The organism is Sphingomonas sp. (assembly GCF_965200135.1).
Classification (GTDB): domain Bacteria; phylum Pseudomonadota; class Alphaproteobacteria; order Sphingomonadales; family Sphingomonadaceae; genus Sphingomonas.
On record NZ_CBDATK010000002.1, the window covers coordinates 227,987 to 248,883 of the forward strand.

The 20,897-nt window shown below is 71.7% G+C and carries 18 protein-coding genes and 4 pseudogenes; 18 read left to right on the forward strand and 4 right to left on the reverse strand.

All coding sequences use genetic code 11. From position 1 onward, the window contains the following. Positions 1-8 precede the first annotated feature (8 nt). The 4 genes from ACOFKS_RS01620 to ACOFKS_RS01635 all read left to right on the forward strand — a co-directional run bounded on the left by ACOFKS_RS01620 (position 9) and on the right by ACOFKS_RS01635 (position 4,700). Positions 9-830, forward strand: coding sequence for a hypothetical protein (locus tag ACOFKS_RS01620; protein ID WP_419807493.1), 822 nt, complete (start codon positions 9-11; stop codon positions 828-830). Between the two features lie 37 nt (positions 831-867). Next, entirely contained in the window at positions 868-1,521 is a 654-nt protein-coding gene (locus ACOFKS_RS01625; RefSeq protein ID WP_419807494.1) for a hypothetical protein, read from the forward strand. Between the two features lie 392 nt (positions 1,522-1,913). Beyond that, positions 1,914-3,515 (forward strand): transposase, encoded by a 1,602-nt coding sequence (locus ACOFKS_RS01630; protein WP_419807495.1) that lies wholly within the window; start codon positions 1,914-1,916, stop codon positions 3,513-3,515. Further along, entirely contained in the window at positions 3,516-4,700 is a 1,185-nt protein-coding gene (locus tag ACOFKS_RS01635) for a caspase family protein (protein WP_419807496.1), read from the forward strand. Positions 4,701-4,739: 39 nt separating this feature from the next. Here ACOFKS_RS01635 and ACOFKS_RS01640 read toward each other — a convergent pair whose 3' ends face one another. From ACOFKS_RS01640 to ACOFKS_RS01655, 4 genes are all read right to left on the reverse strand, one after another. Then, entirely contained in the window at positions 4,740-5,342 is a 603-nt protein-coding gene (locus ACOFKS_RS01640; RefSeq protein WP_419807497.1) for a hypothetical protein, read from the reverse strand. Between the two features lie 77 nt (positions 5,343-5,419). Then, complete coding sequence (locus ACOFKS_RS01645) at positions 5,420-6,835, reverse strand: caspase family protein (RefSeq protein ID WP_419807498.1); 1,416 nt, start codon at positions 6,833-6,835, stop codon at positions 5,420-5,422. Positions 6,836-7,078: 243 nt separating this feature from the next. Beyond that, the gene (locus ACOFKS_RS01650; protein ID WP_419807499.1) at positions 7,079-7,240 is read right to left on the reverse strand and encodes a hypothetical protein; all 162 of its coding nucleotides are present in this window, start codon (positions 7,238-7,240) and stop codon (positions 7,079-7,081) included. Positions 7,241-7,464: 224 nt separating this feature from the next. Next, a complete protein-coding gene (locus ACOFKS_RS01655; RefSeq protein WP_419807500.1) occupies positions 7,465-8,934 on the reverse strand; it encodes a protein kinase domain-containing protein in 1,470 nt (489 codons plus the stop codon). Between the two features lie 444 nt (positions 8,935-9,378). On the opposite strand from ACOFKS_RS01655, the gene ACOFKS_RS01660 reads away from it, so the two are divergent. From ACOFKS_RS01660 to ACOFKS_RS01725, 14 genes and pseudogenes are all read left to right on the forward strand, one after another. Then, positions 9,379-10,596 carry an ImpA family type VI secretion system protein gene (locus tag ACOFKS_RS01660; protein ID WP_419807501.1) on the forward strand — a complete coding sequence of 406 codons (1,218 nt, stop codon included), beginning with the start codon at positions 9,379-9,381 and terminating at the stop codon, positions 10,594-10,596. Between the two features lie 111 nt (positions 10,597-10,707). Further along, positions 10,708-11,181: a type VI secretion system contractile sheath small subunit gene (locus ACOFKS_RS01665; RefSeq protein WP_419807502.1), complete on the forward strand. Its 474-nt coding sequence runs from the start codon at positions 10,708-10,710 to the stop codon at positions 11,179-11,181. After that, positions 11,178-12,842 carry a type VI secretion system contractile sheath large subunit gene (tssC, locus tag ACOFKS_RS01670; RefSeq protein ID WP_419807503.1) on the forward strand — a complete coding sequence of 555 codons (1,665 nt, stop codon included), beginning with the start codon at positions 11,178-11,180 and terminating at the stop codon, positions 12,840-12,842. The genes ACOFKS_RS01665 and tssC overlap by 4 nt, the downstream gene beginning before the upstream one ends. Positions 12,843-13,031: 189 nt before the next feature. Continuing rightward, on the forward strand, positions 13,032-13,538 hold the full coding sequence (locus ACOFKS_RS01675) for an Hcp family type VI secretion system effector (protein ID WP_419807504.1): 507 nt from the start codon (positions 13,032-13,034) through the stop codon (positions 13,536-13,538). 28 nt (positions 13,539-13,566) lie between these two features. Beyond that, complete coding sequence (locus ACOFKS_RS01680; RefSeq protein WP_419807505.1) at positions 13,567-14,472, forward strand: type VI secretion system accessory protein TagJ; 906 nt, start codon at positions 13,567-13,569, stop codon at positions 14,470-14,472. After that, on the forward strand, positions 14,469-15,053 hold the full coding sequence (locus tag ACOFKS_RS01685; RefSeq protein ID WP_419807506.1) for a type VI secretion system baseplate subunit TssE: 585 nt from the start codon (positions 14,469-14,471) through the stop codon (positions 15,051-15,053). Before ACOFKS_RS01680 ends, ACOFKS_RS01685 begins: the two co-directional genes overlap by 4 nt. Beyond that, positions 15,046-15,870 (forward strand): annotated as a pseudogene (locus ACOFKS_RS01690) (type VI secretion system baseplate subunit TssF); the annotation flags it as partial. The gene ACOFKS_RS01685 and the pseudogene ACOFKS_RS01690, both read left to right, overlap by 8 nt. Before the next feature lie 316 nt (positions 15,871-16,186). Further along, positions 16,187-16,936: a type VI secretion system baseplate subunit TssF gene (locus ACOFKS_RS01695; RefSeq protein WP_419807507.1), complete on the forward strand. Its 750-nt coding sequence runs from the start codon at positions 16,187-16,189 to the stop codon at positions 16,934-16,936. After that, positions 16,900-17,145: pseudogene (locus ACOFKS_RS01700) on the forward strand (type VI secretion system baseplate subunit TssG); the annotation flags it as partial. The gene ACOFKS_RS01695 and the pseudogene ACOFKS_RS01700, both read left to right, overlap by 37 nt. Then, positions 17,100-18,128: a type VI secretion system baseplate subunit TssG gene (gene tssG, locus ACOFKS_RS01705; RefSeq protein ID WP_419807508.1), complete on the forward strand. Its 1,029-nt coding sequence runs from the start codon at positions 17,100-17,102 to the stop codon at positions 18,126-18,128. The pseudogene ACOFKS_RS01700 and the gene tssG, both read left to right, overlap by 46 nt. A 70-nt stretch (positions 18,129-18,198) precedes the next feature. Further along, the gene (locus tag ACOFKS_RS01710) at positions 18,199-18,570 is read left to right on the forward strand and encodes a hypothetical protein (protein WP_419807509.1); all 372 of its coding nucleotides are present in this window, start codon (positions 18,199-18,201) and stop codon (positions 18,568-18,570) included. 266 nt (positions 18,571-18,836) lie between these two features. After that, positions 18,837-20,078 (forward strand): annotated as a pseudogene (locus ACOFKS_RS01715) (AAA family ATPase); the annotation flags it as partial. Positions 20,079-20,151: 73 nt separating this feature from the next. After that, positions 20,152-20,496: pseudogene (locus tag ACOFKS_RS01720) on the forward strand (AAA family ATPase); the annotation flags it as partial. Between the two features lie 39 nt (positions 20,497-20,535). Next, complete coding sequence (locus tag ACOFKS_RS01725; protein WP_419807538.1) at positions 20,536-20,817, forward strand: hypothetical protein; 282 nt, start codon at positions 20,536-20,538, stop codon at positions 20,815-20,817. The last annotated feature ends 80 nt before the right edge of the window (positions 20,818-20,897 follow it).

Genomic DNA, 20,897 nt, shown 5'->3' on the forward strand with positions numbered 1-20,897 from the left:
CCATGTCGATGGCCAACGATTTGTACGAACGGGCCGTCGAGCGGTGGCCGGACGTGGCGTGGCCACGGGCCGCGTTCGTCTCGCACCTGCGGGGGGAGTCGCCGCCGTACGGGGTCGACCTGTTCTTGGCCGGGGCGGCCGGGACGCGGGTCCCGCAGGCCTGGGCCCGGATCGAGTCCGAAATCGGCCGGCAGGCCCAGGCCGTGTTCGAGCGTCAACCCAAGGCGGACTGCACGGCCGCCGAGTTGTGGGCCGAGACGGTCGCCCGGCTGATTGACGAGCAGCCGGACGAGATGCCGCTCCCGGACGGCCGCCGGCCGGCCCGCATCGTCCGATACCGGGGGCTGGTGTCGCTGGCCAACTACATGATCCTCGTCGGCCGCCGACTGGCCATCCAGCGGCACCGTCGGCCCGGGCCGACGGCGTCGACCGACGCGACGACGGCCGGCGGCGGCGACGGCGATTCGTCTGCGTTCGACGTCCGCGACAACCGGGCGGCGGCCCCTTCGGCCGGGCTGGATGAGGCCGAGGCCGTCGCCGCCCTGGCCGACGCCGTCCAAGCGGCGTTCGCCGCCCTCTCGTCCGAGCAGAAGTTCCTGATCGTCATGGTCTACCGCCAGGGCATGCGGCAGAAGGGGGCCGGGGCCCTGCTGGGGTGGACCGAGTCCAAGACCAGCCGGACGTTGACCAGGGCGATGGAGCAGCTGCGGCGGGCGTTGTGCAAGGCGGCCGACACGCCGTGGACGCCGACCGTGGCCGCGGCGTGGGAGAAATTCGTCCAGCGGAGTTGGAACGCCGTGGAAGTCCCGGCCGCCGCCGCGTCTGTATGATCGGCCCGGACCGTCACCGGCCCCGGACGCGCGTGCCATGCCCCACCTGCCGCAAAACCCCCGCGACTTCCGCCGGTCCTTCTCCCGGGCGCTAGCCGGCCACGCGGCCGTGTCGGCCGACGAGATCGACGACGAGCACCTGGCCCTGCTGTTCGCCGGGCGGGTAGACGAGTTGCCGGCCCACGCCCGGGCCGCCCTGCTGGAGCAGGTCGCCTGTCACCCGTGGGCCGCCCAACTGCTGGCCGAGGCCAAACCCCCGATCCGGCGGTCGGACCGCTCGCAACGCGCCGCACGTCCGCGGCTCGCCGGCGGCGGCCGGCCGTCGATCCTGGTGATCGGAACGGTCGTCACCTGGGCCTTGGCCGCCTGCCTGACGCTGGCCGTCGGCGTCTGGCGGTTCGCCGACCGCAACGGGCCCACCCCCGGCACCGCGAGCCGCGGCCCGACGATCGGCACCTACTCGACCGGCACGACGGACGCGACCGACCCGCCTTCGGGCCCCGGCCAGTACTGGGATCAGCGCGACCGGTTGGCGCACCGCCCCGTCGCCGTTGTCCCGAGCCCGCCGCCGCCCGCCCGGCACGGGCTGGACCTTCGCGACGTCGCCCTGCTCGTGCTGGCCGTCACGTGGCTGCTGCTGACGATCCCGATCGTCGTCTGGGTTGTCCAGTGGCTAGTGCGGCGGGGGTAAGGATTGATCGCGATCCGCAGTCCGATCAAGTCTGTGGCGTCCGTGAGGTCTTGCCGCTTGCGGCTTCGCAGATCGAGGCCGGCTGGTCCGCGAAGCGGCAATCGGCTAACTTCCGGATCACCCTCAGAACCGCCTGCACTGGCTGGGCCGCGTCCCTGCGAACACCTTCGGATCACGCGATGTCACGCCTGGCCCCACCCAAACCTCGTAGCGACCTACCGGCGTGCTTCTTCCGCGGCCTGATTGTGGCTGCGTTGGCCTCTTCGTTGGGATGCGATCCGTCCCCCACGCCAGTGTCGGTGAACTACTCCTCGACCGATCGCCTCGGATCCGTCGACGCGTCGGGACCGGCCATCGCAATTTCGGCCCGTGACTCACGGTCCAACCGGTCCGTGTTCACGTACGCCGGTTCGTACCCCGGGCGGTTCGCCACCGAGGTCGCCCCGGTAAAGTCGGTGATCGATGCGGCCCTGGCGGCCGCTCACCTGACGGGGTGGCAAACGTCGGATTCGTCGCCCATCCGCCTGGAGTTTGAAATCACGGAGTTTTCCGCTTCCATCTCCGTTCGACTTTCGCACTTTTCGGACCGGTTCATGGATCGGCCGTTCCGATGCAAAGAGAGCCTCCTGACAATGCCGGGTTGCGAGACCGTGGCATCGAACAAGGAGGCTCCCGTGGCCCTTGTACCGTCGTTCCTCGACCTGTTGCAACCGCTGTCGGCGGCCATGACGGCCCCGACGTTCGACTCGTTCCTCACGATCCTGACCGGGTGGGTGTTCGCCCGCCGCCGGACCGTCACCGGCATGATCCTGGCCGCCGACGCGACGGCGGCCGGGGCCAAGCACCACTCGGCGTACCACCGGGTGTTCGCCGCCGCCCGGTGGTCGCTGGACGAGCTGGGGCTGGCCGTGCTCGGCCTGGCCCTGGCGCTGGCCGGGGACGGCCCCGCGATGCTGGCCGTGGACGACACGCTGGCCCGCAAGCGGGGCAAGCACGTGTTCGGCGTCGGCATGCACCACGACCCGCTGATCTCCTCCCGCGGGACGACGGTCACCAGCTGGGGCCACTGCTGGGTCGTGCTGGGCGTGGTGGTCCGCCCGCCGTGCTGCGGCGGCCGGTGGTTCTGCCTGCCGGTCCTGTTCCGCCTGTACGTGCCCAAGGGGGTGGCCACGGCCAAGCGGCTGGCCTACCGGACCAAGCCGGAGCTGGCCGTGGAGATGCTGGCGGCGGCGTGCGGCGGCCGGTTCGCCGGCCGCCGGTTCCACGCGGTCGGCGACACGGCCTACGGCGGCAAGGGCGTGCTGACCCGCCTGCCAGCCAACTGCGACCTGACCAGCCGGCTGGCCATGGACGCCAGGCTCCACGCGGCCCCGCCGGCCCGGGTCGCCGGTCGGCCCGGCCGCCCGCGAGTGCGGGGCGACCGGCTGCCCACGCCGACGGCCATGCTGGCCGGGCGGTGCCGCCGCCTGACGCTGGACGTGTACGGCCGCCGCGACCGCAGCCGGGTGGCCGAGGCCGTCGGCCGGGCCTACGCCGCGCCGGGCCGGCCGCTCAAGGTGGTCGCGGTCGAACCCCTTACGGGCGGCCGCAAGCCCCAGGCGTTCTACTCCACGCGCGTGGCCGACACGGCCGGGCAGGTCCTGACCCGGTACGCCGCCCGGTGGTCGATCGAGGTGGCGAACCACGACGCCAAGGGCCAGCTGGGGTTCGAGCAGCCGCAGGGGTGGACCCGCCCGTCCGTCGCCCGGACGGCCCCGGTGGCCATGCTGCTGTACTCGCTGGTCGTCCTCTGGTTCGCCGCCGGCGGCCACCGGCACTACGCCCCGCCGGCCCGGCCGTGGTACGCCGGCAAGGCCCAGCCGTCGTTCGCCGACATGCTGGCCACGCTCCGCTGCCAGAGCGTCCGCGCAGGGGTTTTGACGCTGGGCCTGCACGGGACCGGTAGCAGAAAGGTCGTCCGCACGCTGCTGCACGTGGTCAAGCAGGCGGCATAAGTGCGAAAGTCGAACTCCGACAACGATGACCAAAGCCACCCGTACACTGTTTGTGCACGGGTTTCCGCCGCGCCGATCGTGTTCCTCGGCGACGGGCACTACGTCAGGTGGAAAGAGGTCAAAGGGGTCGACAGCCGGAACGGTTGCAAAGTGGCTGAGGTTCCGACCGCAACTGCTAGCGGGTTGTCTGCGGCGTTGTCCGATGTCGTCGACCAAGCGTTCTCGAACGCCGAGGTGGTCGCCGCGATGAAGGCCGCACACGAGTTAGCGGTGCATGCTCAGTCTCCGGCCACGGCTCCGCCGACCGGTGTTGAGGTGCGGCCGCCGGTACCGGCCGTGTCGCCGGACGGCCCGGCACCGGACGCGGCGTCAGTCACGGACCGGACGTCCGCCCGCCGGTGGGCGGTCGTGGTCGGCATCTCCAAATACGCCCGCGCCAACCCGGCGGCCGGGTTCGCCGACCTGGCGTACGCCGACGCCGACGCGCTGGACGTCAAGTCGGCCCTGGTGGCGCACGGGTGGAGCCCGGACCATGTCGACTTGCTGGTCAACGAGCAGGCCACCAAGGGCAACGTCGAGTTGGCGTTGGACCAGTGGCTGACCAAGGCCGGGCCGGACGACACGGTCGTGCTGTTCTGGTCCGGCCACGGGTACCCGGACCCGGGCAACCCGGAGCGGGTCTACTTCGCCTGTTACGACACGGACCCGATCACCAGCCCGGCCACGGGGTTCCGCATGGACCGCGTCCGACAATCGCTGGAGGAGGTGCATGCCCGGAACGTCGTCGTGCTGGCCGACTCGTGCCACGCCGGCAAGATCGTCACCCGGGGCGCGACCAGGCAGGTGGGCATCGCCCCGTACGTGGACGACGCGAGGGAGCGGCGAACGGTACCCAAGGGGTGGGTGTACCTGGTCGGGGCCGACAGCGACCGGCTGGCCGTCGAACACTCGGCCTGGTCGCACGGGGCGTTCACCCAGTGCCTTCTCCAGGGGCTGAACGGGCAGGCCGCCGGGTTCGCCACTGGCCGGGCTGGCGGGGCCGTCACGGTGGGCGACCTGCGGGCGTTCATGAACGAGCGGATGCCCGACCTGACCCAGCGGGTGCTGGGCGTCAGCGAGCGGCCGACCGTCGCCACCAGCAGCGGCGACCCGGACATCTGGAACCTGACCCTGGTCGACCGGTAGCGCGTGGCCCGTGCGGACGGCCGGACCGCCGTCGGTCGGTCAGGGCCCGGGGTGCAACTGCTGCTTGAGGGCCGACGCCTTGGCGGCCAGCCCGTCAATGGTGCCGAGGATCCGCTGGAAGTGGTCGCGGTCCTTCTCGTCCTCGAACGCGGCGACGAACCCGCTCGGCTCGTCAGACGCCGGGTCCGCCCACGGGACGAACACCAGACTCCCGAACACCGGGCGGATGCCGTCCTCGGCCTCGAACACCGGCACGTGCGTCCGGCCGCGGAAACCCGTCCGGGTGGCCGACAAGTCGGACCAGGCGACCCGCGCGTCGACCCAGGCAAAGCTGAACACCTTGATGTGGTTCACCGCCGGATGGCCATTGACCTGCACGTTCTCGACGACCTCGTCGACGATTTTGTCCAAGTGGTAGGCGTGGAACTGGCCGGCGAACGTGTCGTCATCGATCGGCCGCAGCGCCCGCCAGTTGGTGCTGCGGCCCAGAACGGTCAACGCCTCCCGCTCGGCTTGGCGGCGCAGGCCGACGGTCAGGTCGAGCTGCTGTTCGGGCGACAAGTTCGTCGGCACCCGGTACGGGTCGGCGTCGCTCCCGCAGCCGCAGACCGCCAGCGAGAGGGTCGCGGCGAGGACAGCCACCGCGGGACGGTGTCCGACAGGGCGAGATGTGGGAGCGGTGTGTGACATGCGTCGTGCGATCCCCTGTGGTTCGGACGTCACCGCCCGGGGCCGAACGTCCAACGGCCGTCGTCCGTGATGGCCGTCCCGTCCGGCTCCGTGCCTAGGGTGGTCACGCCCGATTGCGCGATGCGGAGCGGTTGGCCGGCCGGCCACGGCGTGCCGTCGCCAAGGACGTGGCCGGTGACGACCGGCTCCTCGGTAAACGTCCGGCTGACCGGCAGCCAGGCGTGGACCTCGATGGCGACCGCCGTCCCCCGCCGCAGGCCGTCGACCAACGGGCCGTCGAGCGTGAACTGCCCGCGACCGGGCCGTGGTTCGACCCGGAATGCGTGGTCGTCGCCATCGGCGATGAACCGGAGCTGATACCGTTTGGCTAGGTCGTAGTCGACGGTGATCCGGGGCGGGCCGGTGACGGTCCCGACGGTCGCCTGTCGGCTCTGCGCACCGGCCAGCAGCTGCGGGACCGGGCCGACGCTCAACGCCGAGGGCACCGGTGTCGCCGGTGGCGGGACGGCGGCCAGGATCAGATTGCCGCTGACGATGCCGGACAGGGTAGGCGTCTGCGACCGGTGGAACCGCCGGATGGCGTCGGCCGGGACGGCCCGGGACAGGTAGTTGAACAGGCCCATAAGCGGGACAAGCCCATCCGGCCCGGCCGCCTCGCCGCCGAGGCCGCGGAGCATCCAATAGGTGAACAGCCCTCGGTGGTGTTCCGGGTCCTCCATCGACGTCTCGTCCCGCGTGCAGCTGGCCAGGGTGAGGAACCCCTCGCCCGCCGCCGCCCCGTCGGTCAGCTCACGGGCGAACCCCGGCTGCATCGGCTCGGGCCGGCCGTCCTTCTCGCCACCGCTGTGGCAGGCGTCGATCACCAGCACCTTCCACTTGGCCCGCGACCGGCCGAGAATGTCCCGGACGTCCGACAGCGCGACCATCTGCCCGGGGTCAGCCGACCGGGCGTCGACCGGCACCAGGTAGCTCTTGCCGTCGACGAAGCTGCCGTGGCCCGAGTAGTAGAACAACAGCGTGTCCCCGGCCAGCGGGAGCGCGGCGAACCGGGCCAGGTCCGTCAACAAGTTGTCACGGGTCGGGAAGTCGGCGTACGACCGCGGGTTGACGTCGACGCGGAGGGCGACGTGGTCGGCCGTGTACCCGCCGTGGTCGACCAGTTGGGCCGCCACGGCCACCGCGTCGTCGCAGCAGTAGTTTAGCCGGTTGAACGCGGTGTATGCGTTGATCCCGACGACCAGCGCGTAATTGGTCGGCAGCGTCGGCCGGCTGGACCGGGGGACGTCAACGGGTGCCGATCCCACGGCGGCGACCGTGGCGTCGCCCGCGACGTGCACCTGCTTTTCGACCGGCGTCGAGACCGCATCTGCCGGCCCCGCCGACGCAACCGGCGCGGCCGTCTCGACCGATCCGCACCCGGCGATCCCCACCGCCAGGACCGCCAACCACCGACCGATCGCCGTGTGCCGTACCGCGTATGACATCAAAGCTCCCAGCACTGTAGCAAGTTACCACCTCGGGCGGCGGCGTCAAACCGTCATTGCGGCCGGGTGCCGATCGATGCCGATGTGGACGCCGGGCCGTCGGCGGCGTCCGGCGGAGCGAGCACGTGACGCGGAGGTGGTGGTTCGCGGTTCACCCGTCCCGCGCGGAGTCGCCCGGCGGCAGGGGCGGGCGACCCCGGTCCGTCACGGCGACAAACCGGTCGGCCGGTCGGGCACCACTGGCGCGACCGTCGGGACGGCCGCCGGCGGATCATTGGCCGCCGGCTGTCGGAGCAGCACCCAGGCGACGGTGCCGATCACGGCCACCTGCACGATCGCCAACAGCAGGAGGAACAGGTTACGCATAGGCCGGCTCCTCGAAGTGTGTCACACCCGGGCCGGTGGACGCTGTCCCATTTGCGCGCCCGTCAACGGAGTCGCTTGCGCCATCCCGGGATGCGGCGAGCGACCACGATGGCGCAAGCGGCCCATCATGCCAGCGGGGCGGCGGAAAACAGGACGGCGGAATGGTTCTCGAACCCGATCGTTGGCGTGTTCATAACAGATGTTTCAGGCCGGCCCGCAGGCGGTCAGTTCAGCACCCGCTCGCCCGTTCGGCTGCCGGCGGCGGCGTCGCCGGTGGCGTCGACCGCGTCGCCGTCCGGCAGGTGGTCGAGGAACCGGTCGCCGGCCCCGCTCAGCCACAGGTGCTTGGCGTCGATCCGCCGGGCCGACAGCAGCCCGCAGTTAGCCAGCCCGACGGCCGGCCCCGACAGGCACACGACCGCCGCCACGGCGTACAGCAGCGGTAGGTCGGTCAGGTAGCCCAGCACGGCCACGCCGGCCCCGGCCCCGATCAGGGCGACGGCCACGACCACCATCAACGCCCGGCTGGTGCGGTGGGACGCGCACAGGTACACGTCCACCACCGCCGACGTCTGGACCAGGGCCGCGACGGCCATGTAGACCGCGGCCACCGGGAACAGCAGCAGCGCGTACAGGGCCGGCGGGTGGGTAAACACCGCCTGCCGCACCGGTGCCCCTTCGGCCGGCTGGTTGCACTTCAAGCACTGCCGGGGCAGCCGGGCGTTCCGACGCATCACCACCAGCGGCCCCTCCCGCCACACCGACGGTGTCGCCTTTGGCTTAACCGTCGGACCCGGATCCGGGTCCGACGGCTTAGGCGGGTCGAGGGAGACCGCCATTCCGGCCATGACGAGCTTCAGGTCCGCCAACAAGTCGGCCGCCGTCTGGTACCGGTCGGCCGGCCGGGGTGCCATCATCCGGTCGACCAGCGGCTGGAGCGACTTGCTGTGCTCCGTGTCGATCTCCTTTCGCACCTCCAACAGGGTCTTCACCCCGCGGTGGTTCATGTTCTTGACGAAGTGGACGACGTCGACCGACTCGCCCGAGAACGGCGTCCGGCCGGTGATCAGCAGGTACAGCACGGTCCCCAGGCTGTAGATGTCCGACCGGACGTCCGGCTGTTGCGTTAGCTCGATCAACTCGGGCGCGATGAACAGGGCCGTCGCCATCGTCCAGGCCGCCTCCCCTTGGCGGAACCGCAGCATGCCCAGCCCCAGGTCGCGGAGCTTGACCAGGTCGAAGCTGGCGTCGGCCGGGGCCCACGGGTGGGACGTCAGCATGATCTTCGACGGCCGGATGCATCCGTGGCACACCGGTCTCCCGGCGGCCCCGGCGGCGGCCACCAACGCCTCGGCCACCCGGTGCGTGATCCGCAGCGCCCGGGCCAACGTCTGCGCCCGCGGCAGCTCGGCCACCGACGGCGTGTCCGCCCGTCCCGGCACGAACTCGCTGACCACATAGTGGCCCCGCACCGCGTCGATCCCCACGTCCACCACGCCCGCCACGCACGGGTGGGGTGCCACCCGCCGGGCCGCCTCCCCCCCGTCCTGCAGCCGCGTGCCCACCTCCACCGCCCCCTCGGCGTCGTTGGCCACCTTCTTCACCAACACCTGCCGGACCGGCACCGCCCCCTGGGCGGCCGGGTCGTCGGTCACCCACGTTTGGACCGGGAAGGCGGCCTCGGCCACCTTCATCTGCTGGTTGAGGATCGCTGGCAATGGCATCGGACGGACCCCGCGGCCCCGCCGCAGTCAAGCTCAAGGTCGACAACAATGGATCACGATGATGTACCACCTGGCCCACCCGTTCGCCAGCCGCGGCGGGTCCCACGATGGCGAACCCGACACCCCGGCGACCTCGGAGCCGTGCCCGGGTTCGGCACGCCGCTTTGGCCGGCCCGTGGCTCGCCCCGCCGCCGACCCGACCGACTTGCTCCCGTTTGCGAAATGTGCGAAGTTACGCCTACGACAGCAATTTGGTAGTGTTACGGGTCGTCAGAGGAACGGTTCGCCGGTTCGTGACGGGACGGTACGCCTCGGGAAGTCGGGAACCCGTTTCGCACTTGAACCTTAGCGGCCCCGCTCCCGTTCGAGAGCCGACCGTGGCAATTGTCGGCTGCGGTCGCCCTCGCGATCGACATGAAACTCGACCTCAAATCCATCCTCAGCCCCGCCGTGGCCAGCCCGCCGGCGGGGCCGGCGTTGTGGGGCACGCGGGGCAACTTCCTCACGGCCCTGCAACGGCTCCAACCGGACGCCCCCGCGTACCAAGAGAAGTTGATCGGCCTGACCACCGAGTGCGTCGAGTTCCTGTCCGGCAACGGCAAGACGGGCAACGGGGCCGGCGGGTCCAAGGACCTGAACGCGGCCCTGATGCTGACGCTGGGGCTGGTGCAGGTGGACGGGCTGCCGGGCTTGCGGGCGGGACTGGCGGTGATCCGCGGGCTGTGTGGGCGGCGGTTCTGGGCCGACGTCCACCCGCCCCTGATCGCCGGCGACGCTCGGCCGGCGGAGCGGCGGGCGGCCGTCGTGCGGGGGCTGTGGCCCGAGCCGGGCGCGTTCGACGCGGTCAAGTTCAAGCAAGCGTTCTGGCGGTCGGCGGCCGACGGGATGGACCAGCCGATCGCCACAGTCCTGCAACTGAAGTCGATCCACCCCGACGCCCCGCCGCCGCGGCAGCAGCAGGAGTTTCAGGACCAGTCGCCCCCGTTGGACAATGCGACACCGAAGGAGAAGGCGGACTACGCGGCGGACAAGAAGGCGGCCGCGGCCGCCGTGACCGAGGCGGCGGCGGCGGCCCGGGAGGTGCGCGAGTCGCTGAGCCGGGTCAACGTCGACCGGTTGCGGCGGGTGCGGAAGGCGGCCGCCCGGTCGGGCCGGCACCTGGCGCGGCTGACGGCGGTGTTCGCCCGACCGACGGCCGGCCGGGAGCAGCTGGCACTTGACGACTTCGTGGCCGACCTTACGACGGTCGTCCAGGTGCTGGACAAGCTGCTGCCGCCGCCGGATGTGAAGCCGAAGAAGCCGGCCGTGCCGAACCCGACGTCGGAGGACCCGCCGAGCGGTGGTACACCTGGAGGTAACGTGACCAGCCTGACGACCCCGACGCCCGCCGTCCCCGCCATCCCCGGCGAGATCACCAGTCGACGGCAACTGGTGCAGGTGATGGAGCGGGTGTGCGCCTACTTCGACGAGCGGGAGCCGGACAGCCCGTTGCGGCTGCTGACCGCCCGGGTCCGCCACTTGCTGGATCGGCGGGATTGCCTGGGCGTGCTGCGGGTCCTCTCGGCCGACGCGGCCAAGGCCGTCGAGGCCGCCGCCGGCAACGGCCAGCCACCGCCGCCGCCGCCGGCCTGACCGCGGTGCGGGTCGGTCCGCCGCCCGCGTCGATTTTGGAAAAACGGCGATGCCTGATAAGGTGCCGCCGAGCCGGGCCCGGCCGGCCGCGTCCCCAGTTGAGGAGTCGACATGCCCCTGCCTTCCCCCGATACGATGACGCAGCTGCCCAAAGTACACATCCGGTACCAGCCCCAGACCGGGGACGCGACGCAGATCATCGACTTGCCGTTCGTGTTCGGCGCGTTCCTAGACCTGTCGGGCGACAACCCGAACCGGCCGGACGCCGACAAGCGGCCGTTCGCCCCGGTGGTGGGCGGGAACGTGAACAAGCTGATGGGCGCGATCGCCCCCGAGCTGGACCTGCGCGACCTGCCCAACCACCTCGTCGACGGCGGCGACCCGCTGAACGTGAAGCTGAAGTTCACGGCTCTACCCGACATGACGCCTAAGCAGATCGTGGCCAACGTGCCGGTGCTGAAGGAGCTGATGCAGGTCGCGGGGCAGCTGGACGACCTGGCGGGGACCACATCCCAGAACGGGATGCGGGCCGAGGACGCCCTGGGCCAGATCCTGCGGCAAGTGTTGGCCCTCCGCGAGCCGTGACCCCCGCGCGGGGCGGCCGACGCCCCGCCCGCCGCCCGTGTTCGGCCCGCATGTCCCGCACCGAGGTGAAACCGATGCCCGCGACGCAACCCCAACCTGCCCCGCAACCGACGGCGACGGCGACGGCGACGACGACCACGGCCGATGCCCCGGCGGCGCTCGGCCCCGGGGCGGCGCTGCTGGCGAAGTTCAAGCAGAGCCAGACCGCCCAGGGCGACAAGCTGCTCTCGAGCTTCCTGAACATGGCCGGCGGGGCCAAGCGGCAGCAGGCGGTCGAGGACTCGCTGGTGGCGCTGATCGACCAGATCGTCAAGGTCGGGGCCGCCGACGCGCTGTCCGGCCAGCCGATGAAGACGATCGCGGCCATCCGGGCCGGCATCGTCACGCGGGTCGAGGCGCAGGTGAACGCGATCCTGCACCACCCGAAGTTCCTGAAGCTGGAGGGGTCCTGGCGGAGCCTGGAACACCTGGCGACCACGGTCGGGCAGCGGACCGACATGCAGGTACAGGTGATGAACATCAAGAAGGAGGAGCTGGGCGCGCTCTTCGACCGTTACACTGGGGCACAGTGGACGGACAACCCGATCTTCAAGCGGGTCTACACCAACGAGTTCTCCACCTGGGGCGGCAAGCCGTTCGGGTGCCTGGTCGGCGACTACCAGTTCGACCACTCGCAGGGCGACGTGAACGTGATGCGTGGCATGATGAACATCGGGGCGGCCGCCCACTGCCCGTTCGTCGCTGCGGCCGACCCCGAGCTAGTGAACCTGCGGTCGTGGGCCGATGTCGAAAAGGTGGCCGGGCGGGTGGCGGTCACGATGAGCGGGCCCGACTACGCCGAGTGGGACAGCCTTCGGGACGACCCTAACGCGTCGTACTTAGCCCTGACCATGCCGCGGTTCGTTGCCCGCCTGCCGTACGGGCCCAAGACGCTGCCGGCCGAGGGGATGCCGACCTTCGTCGAGCAGACCGACGGGGCCAGCCCGGACAAGATCGTGTGGGCCAACTCCGCCTTCGCCATGGCCGCCAACATCGCCAAGTCGTTCAACCAGTACGGCCAGACCAACGCGATCGTCGGCATCACCACCGGCGGGCTGGTGGAGAACCAGAAGCTGCACCGGTACGACACGGCCGAGGGGGACAACGCGATCCGCATCCCGACCGAGGGGCTGTTCGACGACGTGCTGGACAACGAGTTCACCAAGAGCGGGCTGATCCCGATCGTGAACAAGAAGGGGAGCGACCAGGCGGCGTTCCTGGGCGCGGCGTCGGTCCAGCGGCCGCCCAAGTTCGAGGGCAAGGACGGGGCCTACGCCACGTCCAACGCCGCCCTGGTCGCCCAGCTGCCCTACCTGCTGTCGGTCTGCCGGATCGCCCACTACATCAAGCAGATCGGCCGCCAGAACCTGGGCCGGGCCATCAACCGCGCGGGGTTGGACCGGGAGCTGAACGCCTGGCTGAGCAACTACGTGCTGGACAACCCCAACCAGCACCCGCAGGAGGCGTGGATCCGCAAGCCGTTCGCCGCGGCCAAGGCGACGGTCGTCGACGTCGAGGGGAGCCCCGGCGTGTACGACACGACGTTCTACATCCTTCCCCACTACAAGTTCGCCGGGCTGAAGGTCAATCTGAGCCTGGTCTGCCGCGTCGGCGGGAAGTGACCGCCGGCGCGGGGGCGCGGGTCGCTGGACGAGCGGGCGAGATCCTGAGTTCCCCGCCGAGATTTCCTGCAACGCCGTCGGGCCGGCACGTCTGACCGGTCGAGTTCAAGTGGCTGGCCGGGTCCGATCGGTTCGAGTCGCGGCCGCCGCACCAGAGACGCCCCCGGGGACGGGGGTTGAGGAGCCCAGATGTCCTTTCTCGCTTTCTGCCAGGTCGACGATATCAAGGGTGAGTCTAAGGATTCGGCCCACCCCGACTGGATCGAGGTGCTCTCCTACAGCCAGGAGATCACCCACAAGGCCGGCGCCAACACCAGCGCGACCACGGCCCTGATCAACGGCCGGGCCGACATCGGCGAGTTCAAGATCACCAAGCGGCTGGACAAGTCCTCGCCGTACCTGCACCAGAACTGCGCCAGCGCCAAGCCGCTGGCCACGGTCGTGGTCCACGTGGCCATGACCAACAACAGCACGGCGGTGCTGATGAAGTACACGATGACCAACGCCGTCGTGTTCTCCATCTGCCCCGACGGGGACACCAATGACGAGGCGCACCTGCGGCCGGTCGAGACGGTCAAGTTCCGGTTCTCCCATATTGCCTGGGAGTACCAGCAGATCGGCCTAGACGGGTCCAACGTCGGCGGCCCGATCACGACCCAGTGGAACGCGTCGACGAACGCCGTTGCCGCCCCGTGACCGCAACGCGGGCCACCCGCCGCGGCCCGTGACGACCGTCACGCCCGCCGCCGTCCGAGGAGACTGGCCGACCATGCCCATCCAAACACCCGAACAGATGCTGTTTGTCGGCCGGGTCGCCGACGCGATTGCGGCCGCCAAACAGCAGGTGACTGCCCGCCCGGCCGACGCCGGGCTGCGGTTCACGTTCGCGCAGATGATGGCCGTGGTCGGCCGGTGGGACGAGGCGGCCCTGGCGGCGCGGACGGCCGGGCGGCTGGACGCGGCCCGGGCGCCGATGGCCAGTGCGGTCGGTGTCCTGGTCGCGGCCGAGCGGGTGCGGGCCGAGGTGTTCGCCGGGCGGCAACTGCCGCAATTGTTCGGCGAGCCGGCACCGTACGCCGGGTGGTACGCGGCCGCCCACCAACTCTCGGTCCAGGGGGACGCGGCCCGGGCGGCCGCCCTGCGGGCCGAGGCCGAGGCCGCCGCCCCGCTCGCGCCGGGGCGGGTGGACGGCCGGCCGTTCGACTACTGCCTGGACCGGGACGACCGGCTGGGGCCGATGCTCGAAGTGGTGGTCGGCGGACAGTACCACTGGATGCCGTTCGCCGTCCTCCGGCGGATCGACCTGCGGCCGCCAACGTCGCTGCACGCGACCATCTGGGCCCAGGCGGTGTTCACGCTGACTAACGCGGCGGCCGTGCCGGCGTTCATCCCGGTGCGGTACGCCGGGTCCGAGGCGTCGGCCGACCCGGCAGTCCAGATGTCCTGGACGACGACCTGGGAACAGCATCCCGACGGGGCCTACCGCGGGCTGGGCCAGCGGCTGCTCCGCGTCGGGTCGCAGGCGGTGGCCCTGCTCGACGTCCGCACGCTGGAGTTCACCGACGAGGACGGGCCGACCGGCGGCGGGCCGGCGGGCGATGCGGTTCCCACGCCGGTGGGGGCCGCATGAGCGACAGGACCATCCCGACAGAGCTATTACAGCCGTACCTGCTCGACCGCCTACTGCGGTCGACGGCCGGGTCCGCCGGCGGCGGGTTCGACGCCGACGCCGTCGATGGCGTGAACGCCACGGCCGTGGAGGAGTCGGTCCGCCGGGACCTGTTGTACCTACTGCAAACGCGGTCACCGGCGACGGGCGTACGGCCGGGGCTGGAGGGGTCGGTGATGAACTACGGCACGGCTGAGGTCGTCGCCCGGGGGCAGTTCGTGTCGGCCGCAGCCGAGATCAAGCACAACGTGGCCGAGGCGATCCGGCGGTTCGAGCCGCGGGTCGTGCAGGGGCCGACGCTGCGGATCGACATCGACGACGGCAGCGGCGGGCTGCCCACCCCCGAGCGGACGCCGACCCAGGTCGAGCTGCGGATCACGGCCGAGGTGTGGGCCATCCCAGTCAAGCGGCCGCTGCGGATGACGGTGGGGATGGACGTCCGCACGGGCCAGATCACGAGCGAGGCGGGCGGCACCACAGTTCCCGGTGATCTTCGTGGCGGGGCCGCGTCGTTGATGGCGGGGGCAACGGCCGATGGATGACCGGCTGGCCGACCATTACCTGACGGAGCTGAACCACGTCCGCAAGCTGTGCGATGCGTTCGCCCAGGGCAACCCCGACGCGGCCCACCTGCGGGTCAAGCCCGACGGGTGCGACGACCCGTTCGTCGAACGGCTGCTGGAGGGGTTCGCGTACCTGTCGGCCCGCGTCCACCTGAAGTTCGAGTCGCAGTTCCCGCGGTTCACCCAGCAGATCCTCGAGGTCGTCTGCCCGAACCACCTGTCGCCGACGCCGTCGATGACGATGGTCCAGTTCGTCGCCGCCGCCGAGCCGACCCTGCGGGCGGGCCAAGCGACGGTCGACCGGGGCAGCCAGGTCGTCGCCGCGTCGGCCGTCAGCCGCACGCCGTGCGTCTACACCACGGCCCACGCCGTGCCGCTCTGGCCGCTGGAGGTCGCCGACGCCCGGTACACCCGCGAGGTGACGCCGCTGGGCCTGCGGACGGGGGAGGGTCCCGGCGACGGTCCTCGGGCCGAGGCGGCCGTCGTCCTTCGCCTGCGAACTACCGACGACCAACCGCTGAACACCCTGCCGCTGGACCGGCTGGCGGTCTACCTGAACCTGCCGTCGCAGTTCCAGCTGCGGCTGTACAAGCAGCTGTTGGCCGACGCGACGGGCGTGGTCGTCGACTCGGTCGGCGGCGGCGGCGGCCGGCGAGCGGCGGGGGGGCCGGCCTCGCTGCGGCCGGTCGGGTTCGACGCCGGCCAGCAGCTGTTGCCCGACGACCCCCGCACCTTCCAGGGGTACAGGCTGCTCCAGGAGTACTTCGCCTTCCGCCCGCGGTTTCTGTCCGTCGAGTTCACTGGCCTGAGCGACCTGCTCGGCCACTGCGGCGGCACCGAGGCCGACCTGATCGTCTCCCCTGGCCACGGCCGACCGCGACCTGGAGCCGCAGGTGTCGGCCGACGCGTTCCCGGCTGTTCTGCACGCCGGCGGTCAACCTGTTCGACGTGCCCAGCGCGTGGGTCGATTTGTCCCGCCAAGAGGCCGAGCACCTCGTCAAGCTCGACACGCGGGCGGACCGACGACTACGAGATTTTCAGTATCGCGGCCGTGCAGACCCCGCGGGGGCAGGCGTTCGCCCCGTTTTACGCCGCCAAAGACGTCGGCGGGGGTGGGCGGGCGGTACTACAGCCCCAACCGCGTCCCATCGCAGCGGCGGCGGGCCGGGGCGGCCGAGGCCGACTACCGCGGGACCGACGTGTACCTCAGCCTAGTCGACGCCGCCCACGCCCCGTACCGGCACGACCTGAACCGGCTGGAGGTGTCGGCCCGGTGTACCAACCGGGATTTGCCGCTGTACCTGAGCCGGTCCGGCGGCGAGGTCGAGCTGCGGTGGGAACAGGGCGGCGTCGTCAGCCACGTCCGCTGCCTGTCCGGGGTCACGCCCCCACGCCCGTCCCCCGCCACCGGCCCGTACGCTTGGCGGCTGGTCAACTACTTGACCCTGAACTACCTGTCGATTGGGGACCGGGGCAACGGCGGGACGGGCGGCGGGACCGATGGGGCCGCCGGCCTCCGCGACTTGCTGTCGCTGTACGCCCGGGCCGGCGACCCCCGGGCGGCCGACGAGGTGAATGCGATCCTGTCGGTCCGGTCCAAGCCGTTCACCTGCCGCGTCCCGCCGACCGGGGCGAACGACTGGGAGGTCGCTTTTGCCCGGGGCGTCGAAGTCCAGGTGGAGCTGGCCGAGCGGGCGTTCGCCGACGGCTGGGCGTACCTGCTCGGGTCGGTCCTGAACCAGTTCTTCGCCCGGTACGTGTCGGTCAACTCGATGGTCCGCGTCGTCGTCGGCGGGACGTGGAACCACAAGCGGACGGAGATCCGATGGTCGGCCAACACCGGGCGGGCGAGCAGCTTCTGACCTACGCCGATCCGGCCGCCGACCCGGCGGCGCCGGCGGACCCGCTCGCCCGGCTGTCGCGTGAGCCGTGGGCGTTCGACTTCTTTCGGGCCGTCCGCCTGATCGAGGCAACCGTGCCCGACGGCGACTCGGTCGGGTACGCCCGCCGACCGGAGGACGACAAGTGCCGGTTCCGCCATCACTCGGTCATGTCCTTCGCCCCGGCCAACCTGGCCAAGTTCGACCGCGGCACGCCCGGCGGGATCGGGCCGGTCGACCCCGGGCCGGGCGACGACGGGGCCGGCCGAACTCGGCGGCCTGGTCCCCGCCCCGGGCCGGGCCGGGCCGGGCGGCGCGGCAGCCGCCGACGCTGTGGAGCCACTTCCTGGGGCTGCTGGGGGCCGACTGCCCGATGCCGCCGCACCTGTACCGGCTGGACCGGGAGGCCCGCGGCACCCGCGGGCCGGTGTTGCCGGCGTTCTTCGACGTCTTCCACCACCGCATGCTGTCGCTGTTCTACCGGGCCTGGGGCGACGGCGAGATGACCGTCAACTACCAGCACGCGGCCACGGCGGCCGCCCGCCGCGGGGGCGGTCGGGCGGCCCCGCACCAAGCGGGGGACCACGGCGCCGGCGACGCCGACCGGTTCCGCGTCTTCCTCGGCAGCCTGATCGGCCTGGGCACGCCGGCCCTGTGGGACCGCGACGCCGTGCCCGACGAGGCCAAGCTCCACTACGCCGGCCGGCTCGCCTGCCCGACCCGCAACGCCGAGGGGCTGGCCGCCATCCTGGCAGACTACTTCGCCGTCCCGGTCACGGTCGAGCCGTTCGTCCGCCAGTGGATCGACCTGCCCGCCGCCGAGCAGTGCAAGCTGGGCGGGTCCGACGCCACCTCGGCCCTGGGCACCACCGCCGTGCTGGGCGACCAGGTGCTCGACGTCCAGCAGCGGTTCCGGCTGGTCCTGGGGCCGATGACCCTGGCCGACTTCAAGCGGCTCCTGCCCGGCGGCCCGAGCCTGGGCCGACTGCGGGCGTGGGTGCTGACCTACGTCGGCGGCCACCTGGACTGGGACGCCCGCCTGGTCCTCCGCGGCCGGAACGTGCCGGCGTGCCGGCTGGGCGGCGACCGACAACTCGGCCACACGACCTGGCTCGGCGACTGGCCGGGCGACCGCGACGCCGGCGACCTGGTCGTCTCGGCCGACCTGAACTGAATGCCCTGAACTGAATGCCCTGAACGGAACCGCCCCGACCCCCGCTGACCTCTCCCGGAGGGAGTGCCCGATGCCGCAGATTGGCCTGGACGTCCTGATCGACCGGTTGGACCCGATCGCCACCGACACGCTCGGCGAGGCGATGCAGCTGTGCGTCGCCCGCGGCAGCCCGTTCGTCGAGCTGCCCCACTGGGTCGCCTGCATCCTGCTGCGGGCCGACTCCGACTGGCACCGCGTCCTGGCCCGGTACCCGGCCGTGGACGTCGCCCGCCTGTCAACCGACCTGACGGCGGCCATGGACCGGGCTGCCCCGGCGGATGACGTCGGTCCCGGCCCTGTCCGTCCACGGTCTCCGAGGCGTTGCAGCGGGCCTGGCTGCACGCGACGCTGCTGCTGGACCAGACCCGCCTGCGGACGGGCCACCTGCTGGTCGCCCTACTGACCACGCCCGGCCTGCGGGACCTGCTGACCGATCTGTCGCGCGAGTTCGCCAAGCTGCCCCCGGACGAGGTGAACGACGGGTTCGGGCCGATGGTCGCCGGCTCGCCCGAGGACCCGGCCGGCAAAACGGCCGCCGCCGTGACGGCCGTCGCCGACGCCGAGGCGCTGGACCGGTACACGGTCGACCTGACGGCCGAGGCCGAGGCCGGCGGGATGGACCCGATCCTGGGCCGGGACGACGAGATCGACGAGCTGATCCGCATCCTGATGAAGCGGAAGCAGAACAACCCGATCCTGACCGGCGAGGCCGGCGTCGGCAAAACGGCCGTGGTCGAGGGGTTCGCCCAGCGGATCGTGGCCGGCGACGTCCCGCCGCCGCTGCGGGACGTGCGGCTGCGGACGCTGGACCTGACCCTGCTCCAGGCCGGGGCCGGCCAGCGGGGCGAGTTCGAGGCCCGGCTGCGGAAGGTGATCGACGCCGTCCAGGCGTCGCCCCGGCCGATCATCCTGTTCATCGACGAGGCCCACACCCTGATCGGGGCCGGCGGCCAGGCTGGTCAGGGCGACGCGGCCAACCTGCTCAAGCCGGCCCTGGCCCGCGGCAAGCTGCGGACAATCGCCGCCACCACCTGGTCGGAGTACAAGCTGTACTTCGAGCGGGACCCGGCCCTGACCCGCCGGTTCCAGGTCGTGAAGGTGGACGAGCCGTCCGAGGCGGCGTGCGTGAAGATGCTCCGCGGCCTCAAGGCCAAGCTGGAGCGGGACCACGACGTCCACATCCTGGACGAGACGCTGACGGCCGCCGTCCGGCTGCCGACGCGGTATATCCCCGCCCGACAACTGCCGGACAAGGCCGTCGGCGTGCTCGACGCCGCCTGCGCGTCGGTCGCCGTTGGCCTGCATGCGACGCCGCCGGAGCTGGCGGCGGTCTTCCGCGAGATCGACGCGGTCGGGGCCGAGGCCGACGTGGTCCGCCGCGAACGGTCGATGGGCATCGACCATGCCGCCCGCGCTGCGGAGCTGGACGCCCGGCGGGCGACCCTGGCCGAACGGCAGGCCTCGCTGCAACAGCGGTGGGAGCACGAGGGCGACCTGGTCCGCCAGATCATCGACCTGGGCCGGCAGCTGACGGCGGCCGAAACGCCGGACCCGGCCGGGCAGGCCCGGTTCGCGGCCCTCCGGGCGGACCTGGCGACGGCGCAGGGCGAGCGGCCGCTGCTGAGCCCGTTCGTCACGCCCCAGAGCGTGGCCGAGGTTGTCGGCGGGTGGACCGGCATCCCCGTCGGGCGGATGCTCCGTGACGACGTGGCGGCCGTGCTGTCGCTGCCGAACACGCTGGGCAAGCGGGTGGTCGGCCAGCGGCACGCGATGGAGAAGATCGGCGAGACGGTCGCCAACGCCAAGGCCGGGCTGGCCAGCCCGACCCGGCCGCTGGGCGTGTTCATGCTGGTCGGCCCCAGCGGCGTCGGCAAGACCGAGACGGCGCTGGCGTTGGCCGAGGCGTTGTACGGCGGGGAGCAGAACATCATCACGATCAACATGAGCGAGTTCGGCGAGGCGCACAGCGTGTCGACGCTCAAGGGGTCGCCGCCGGGGGTACGTCGGGTACGGCGAGGGGGGCGTGCTGACCGAGGCGGTCCGCCGCCGGCCGTACGCGGTCGTGCTGCTGGACGAGATCGAGAAGGCGCACACGGCCGTCCACCAACTGTTCTTCCAGGTGTTCGACAAGGGCGTGATGGAGGACGGGTCGGGCCGGCCGATCGACTTCCGCAACACCATCTTCCTGCTGACGAGCAACGCCGGGTCGGACCTGATCGTCGACTTGTGCGAGTCGAAAGAGCTGCCGGCCGACGTGCCGGGCATTACGGCGGCGATGATGGCCAAGGGCGGCCCGCTCCGGCGGGTGTTCTCGGCCGCGTTCCTGGGCCGGCTGAACGTCGTCCCGTACCTGCCGATCGGGGACGCCATGCTGCGGGACATCGTCCGCCTGCAACTGGCCCGGCTGGCCCGGCGGGTGGCCGACGCCCAGCGGGCGGCCGTGACGTACGACGACGCCGTGGCCGAGACGATCGCCGGCCGGTGTACCGAGGCCGACAGCGGGGCGCGGGCGGTCGAGGCGATCCTGACCCACTCGGTCGCCGCCCGGCTCAGCCGGGCGTTCCTCACCGCCATGGCCGGCGGCGACCCGGTCCGCAACGTCCACGTCGGCGTGGCCGACGACGGGCAGTTCACGTACACGTTCGGCTGACGAATGGGGCTGATAAATTCGGCCGGCAACTTCCGCCGGCCCCGGCGTCTGACCCGCCGTGGTCTTGAGGGGCCGAGCCC